Source organism: Rubrivirga sp. (assembly GCF_049648075.1).
In the GTDB taxonomy this organism is placed as follows: Bacteria; Bacteroidota; Rhodothermia; order Rhodothermales; family Rubricoccaceae; genus Rubrivirga.
In genome coordinates, this window is sequence record NZ_JBARYR010000213.1 from 1 (window position 1) to 4727 (window position 4727).

The 4727-nt window shown below is 69.2% G+C and carries 4 protein-coding genes; 1 reads left to right on the plus strand and 3 read right to left on the minus strand.

Annotated features, from left to right (window positions below; genetic code table 11):
* Positions 1 to 1769, minus strand: a 1769-nt coding sequence (locus tag WBA11_RS06190; protein ID WP_424519837.1) for a ligand-binding sensor domain-containing protein, incomplete at its 3' end; no start/stop codon positions are given.
* Between the two features lie 190 nt (positions 1770 to 1959).
* The gene (locus WBA11_RS06195) at positions 1960 to 2343 is read right to left on the minus strand and encodes a PPC domain-containing protein (protein WP_424519838.1); all 384 of its coding nucleotides are present in this window, start codon (positions 2341 to 2343) and stop codon (positions 1960 to 1962) included.
* 234 nt (positions 2344 to 2577) lie between these two features.
* Between WBA11_RS06195 and WBA11_RS06200 the strand changes: the two genes are divergently transcribed.
* The gene (locus tag WBA11_RS06200) at positions 2578 to 3684 is read left to right on the plus strand and encodes an AI-2E family transporter (protein WP_424519839.1); all 1107 of its coding nucleotides are present in this window, start codon (positions 2578 to 2580) and stop codon (positions 3682 to 3684) included.
* A 364-nt stretch (positions 3685 to 4048) separates the two neighbouring features.
* Here WBA11_RS06200 and WBA11_RS06205 read toward each other — a convergent pair.
* Positions 4049 to 4727: TIGR03915 family putative DNA repair protein (locus tag WBA11_RS06205; protein WP_424519840.1), on the minus strand; the 679-nt coding region annotated here is incomplete at its 5' end.

The window sequence follows — 4727 nt, forward strand, 5'->3', positions numbered from 1 at the left end:
CCTCCAAAGAGGAGCCGCCCGTCCGTGGTGCGGTACGAGGACATAAAGTCCGCGATGTCGCCGTGCAAGCCATCGGCCTGCGTAAACGTCGCGACCGTCCGGTCCTCGAGGTCGAACCGCGCGATGCCGCGGTCGGTCCCCAGCCACATCGCGCCGGGGCCGGGCTCGACGCGGTGGACCACGTTCGAGGGCAGGCCGTCGGTGATCGTGAAGCACTCGACGGCGTCGGCCTCCGGGTCGAGCCGGCACGTCCCCGTCCCCACGGTCGCGAGCCACAGCGCGCCAGGGTCGTCGGGGTTCTCCGAGATGTCCCATACGATGGAGGCCCCGAGCGTCCCGGTCGCGACGCGCCGAAAGCTCCGGCGCGCGACGTCGAACTCGACGAGCCCCGCATCCGTCGCGATCCAGACCCGTCCGCGCCCGTCGACATGGACGATGTTGGTCGCCGAGGTCGGCAGTCCATCGCGGCCTCCCTCGCCCTCCTTGTAGCCGAGCCACGTCCCGTCCTCGAGGCGGACCGCGAGCCCGTACGACGACGACACCCAGAGGCGCCCGTCGGCCTCGAGAACGTGACGGACCGGGATCCGGCCGATGGCGGAGCCGTCCAGGCTGAGAAGCCGGGCCACATCGGTGACCGGCTCCCACCGGCCCGTCTCCGGCCAGAGCCGCCGCAGCCCGAACCCTTTCCCACCGACCCACAGCCCGCCGCCTGCCGCCCGCGTCACCTGCCAGACCCCGTTCGCGTAGACGTCTTTACCGGTGAAGAAGCTGGTCCACGTTCCATCGGGACGCCGTTGGTACAGCCCCCCGTTGGTGCCTATCCACGTTGAGCCGTCGGGTGTGGTCAAGAGCCCGTTGACACGCCCGTCCGGGAGGCCGGACGCACCCGTGACCGCCTGGAAGGCAGGGTCGGGCTGGATCCCGCGGTAGAGCCCGCGGTCGGTCGCCAACCAGACGCCGCCTTGCCGGTCGATCAGCACGTCCCGGGCGTCCCGACTGACGACCCCGTTCCCGATCCCGATCTGTAAGAGCCGTCGCCGCTCCGTGTCGTACACGTACGGACCTCCCGATGTCGCGAACCAAATCCGTGGCAGGTCTGCAGTAGATCGGTTCGTCGATGGAAGCCCTCTGATCTCGGGCCAATCTTCGACGAGAGATGGGGACGGCCGGAGTCGCCAGACCTGGCCTTCGGGGAACAGTCCGAAGATGACGCCATTTTGCTTCCATGTGGCGAAGATGCCGAAGTTTGCTTGGGGTGCGTTCCGAGGTGCCTCACATCGAACGGGTCGGTCTCGGAGCAGGCACCTCTCGTGGTAGAGCCAAGCTTCCCCGAGTGCGGAGGCCCCGATCTGGGGGAATCCCACGGCATCGACCTTGTCGGTGGTCCCGTCGTAGCGGATCCGACCTACCCCTCGGGGCATCGCGACCCAGAGACCCTCGCTGTCGGCCAGGATATTGGAGATGTCCTCCCCCATCTCGCGGGTCGCTTGCTCTGCGAACCGAACGAAGCGGCCGGCCTGCTCATCGAAGTAGGCCAGGCCTCTGTCGGTACCTACCCACACCGTTCCATTGGGAGCGACGGCGAGCCCGCCGATGATGCTCGAGGGGAGCCCGGTCGTGCTACGGGGCTGGTGGCGCCACACGCGAGCGCGCACGCCGTCGAACCTCGCGATCCCATCGGCCGTGCCGACCCAGATGAACCCGGATGAGTCCTGGGCGACGTTCAGGGTCCGGTCGCTCGGCAACCCATGCTCGGTGCCGTAGCGCACGAACGTGTACGCGCCTCCGCTTTGGGCAGAGGCGAGGCTCGCGCTGAGGGTGAGCGCGAGACAGATTCCGAGAGTCAGTCGTCGGATGGGGAAGCGTGCGGCGGGGAGGTGTCCAAGCTACCGGAACGAGGCACGCGGCCGGCTCCACCAGACAGGCAGAACCGGCCGCGTAGACCTGGGGCGAGCGTGTCTACGGAGCCGGCTCTCCGTTGACCAGGATCTCGATCTCGTAGGCGCCCGTCTCCCCGTTCTCGTACGTGGTCGCGACGACCTCGTAGGTCCCGGCCTGCCCGGCGCTGAACGAGAGGCACGACTTCTCGAAGTCGCCCTGGGTGCAGTCGTCGTTGTAGCCGATGTTGCGGCCGGACGGCGACATGAGGTAGAGGTACGTGTCGACGGCCGTGGAGGTCATCGTGATCGAGAGCTCGTCGCCGGACTCGAGGACGACGGCGTACGCGTCATGGGGCTTGCCGTTGATGAACTCGGGGTCGTCGTCGGAGATGGTACCGCTCGTCTGGGCGCTACCGGCAGTGGCGAGCGCGGCGACGAGCAGGAGGGGGAGGATGCGGGTCATGAGCGTGGGGCGCGGCCCCGTGAGTGATGTCACCAGGCTAGGCAAGTCGCGGCTGGGCTTGGGGGAACGGGGGGTTACTTCGGCCAGGGTCGGCCGTCCCATTCGTCCGGTTCTTCGGCCTCGAGGGCGTCCTGCGCACGTCGTCCTCGAGGGTGCGGGGTCCGGCCTCGAGGCCGGGATCTCCCCAAGTGGTTGCCAGACGGACCTCGAGGGCGTGGCCATCGTCAGAGCCCCATGACCCCCGAGCACAGCACGCCCCTCGACACGTCCGTCGCGTTCCGCCGGAAAGCGAGGTACGTAGTCGCGCTCGTCACGGCCACGGTCGTGCTCCTCTACGTCGCCTGGATCACGCGCGCGGCCATCCTCCTAGTCCTCCTGGGGGTGGCGGTGGGTGTCTTGTTCTACCATTCGAGCCGCTGGTTGTCGGAGCGGACGGGCGTGCCCCGGGGTCTCGCTCTGGCCGGTGTCGTGCTCGTGATCTTGTCCGCGCTGGGAAGCGCTATCGCGGTCGGCGGCCCCCACGTAGTGGGGGAGGCGACGGCGCTCATCGACGAAGCGCCGGCCGTGATCGAGACCGTCCGCGAGCGCTTCGACCTCCCGCCTGACGTCCTGCGACTCCCCCAGGGTGCGTCCGAGGTCGTAGGCCGGGCGCTCGGCATCTTCTCATCGCTCGCAGGGGCACTCGCCGCTGTCCTGGTGGTCCTGCTCGTGGCGGTCTACACGGCCATCGATCCGTCTCGGTACACGTCGTCGCTGTTGAGGCTCGTGGACTACGATCGGCAGCCCTTCGCTCAGCGCGTCTTGGAGCGCTCGGGGGAGGTCTTGCTCGGCTGGCTCAAGGGAGTAGGCATCGCGGTCCTGGCGTTGGGGACGATCGCGGCCATCGGGCTGAGCGTGATCGGGCTGCCCGGCGCGCTCGCGCTCGCCGCGTTCGCGGCCTTGATGACCGTGATCCCGAATATCGGACCGTTCATCGGGTGGGCGCCGGCGGTCCTGGTCGCGTTCTCTCAGGGGACGACGGTGGGCTTGTGGACGTTGGGCCTGGCCGTCGTCGCGCAGCAGATTGAGGGCGGCTTTATCGAGCCCAAAGTGCTGGGCGGGATGGTCAAGGTCGGGCCGGCGTTCATCGTGGCCGGCCAGATCGTGCTGGGCGCGCTCACGGGGTTCTTGGGCCTCCTGCTCGTGGTGCCCGTGTTGGGCGTTGGGAAGGTGCTGCTGCAAGAGCTTTACATCGGTCCGCTCGTCCGGGCCGAGCCCGCCGACCCCGACGCGCCGCCGGACCACGCGCGACACGTCCCGGGCGCCGCCCTCGAGACGCCCACTGACGCGCCCTTCGAGTAGCCCCGCACTGTGGTCCGTCCTCGAGGACGCCGGGCTAGCGGACCGCGGCTGTGTAGACACCGACCGCGACACCAAACGCGTCTCAATCGACCTCGAGGGCGCCTCGGTTCGGCCCGTCGAGCAGGTCGGCCACGCGACGGCCGAGCACGTCGTAGACCGCGAGCGCCGCGTCGCCCTCCAGGGCGAGCCGTCGCTCGGCCTCCGGTTGCGGCTTCGAGGGTGTAGATAAAGTTTGGCTCGTCCTCGAGGCTGGCGCGGGTTGTGGACGCGTCAGTCCAGGTGGGGCGTCCGCGCGGCGGTGAGAAGCACGAGGAGGCAGATCATGAGCGGTCCACTCTCCTAAGAGAACCTTCCTTTCCAGCCATCACGCCTCAGTCTCGCGCGGCCCCCGCTCCGGCACGGCCTGGCGAGGCGCGCTCGGCGTCGGCTTCGTCCTCGAGGCCGTCGTCTCGATCTCGGGCTGTTTTTCGATGAGGTACGGCCAGTACCGCTTGGGCACGTGGCGCAGGTGGAGCTTGAGGTTCTTGCGCTCGGGGATGTCGACGGCCCGAAAGTAGGCCCGCCACATCGACTGGTACGCCGCCTCCTCCGAGGTGTGCTCGCCGACCTCGAGGTCGGACGTCGGCACCAGCCTCGAGGGCGCAGCGTCCGACGCGCGGTCGGGCGCGGGCGTGTGGACGAGCGCGATGCCGCGCCGGACGTCGACGATGCGCCACGCCAGCGTCGGGTAGCGCGTCTCGAAGTGGTGGTGCAAGATGGGGAGGACGTTGTACTCAGGCCGGACCTCGGCGACGAACTCCTCGCGCCCCTCGTGCTCTCGCGTCTCGAACCGGACGAACGCCTCCATCCGGTGCGCCTCGCGCCCGACGCGGCCCGACCACTGCGCGACCGTCCTCGAGGGCGGGAACGTCCAGTCCTCGACGACCGCGGACCCGTCGAGCCGGACGGCGTCGGCCAGCCGGATCACGTCGACCTCGATACCGGGGCGCTCGCTCAGGAACGCCCGCCGCATCCGCCCGACCAACCCAGGCTTGGCGCGCTCC

Excerpts from the sequence above, each read along its gene's own strand:
- WBA11_RS06195 (WP_424519838.1), bottom strand. The coding sequence starts at position 2,343 with ATGACCCGCATCCTCCCCCTCCTGCTCGTCGCCGCGCTCGCCACTGCC.
- WBA11_RS06200 (WP_424519839.1), top strand. The coding sequence starts at position 2,578 with ATGACCCCCGAGCACAGCACGCCCCTCGACACGTCCGTCGCGTTCCGC.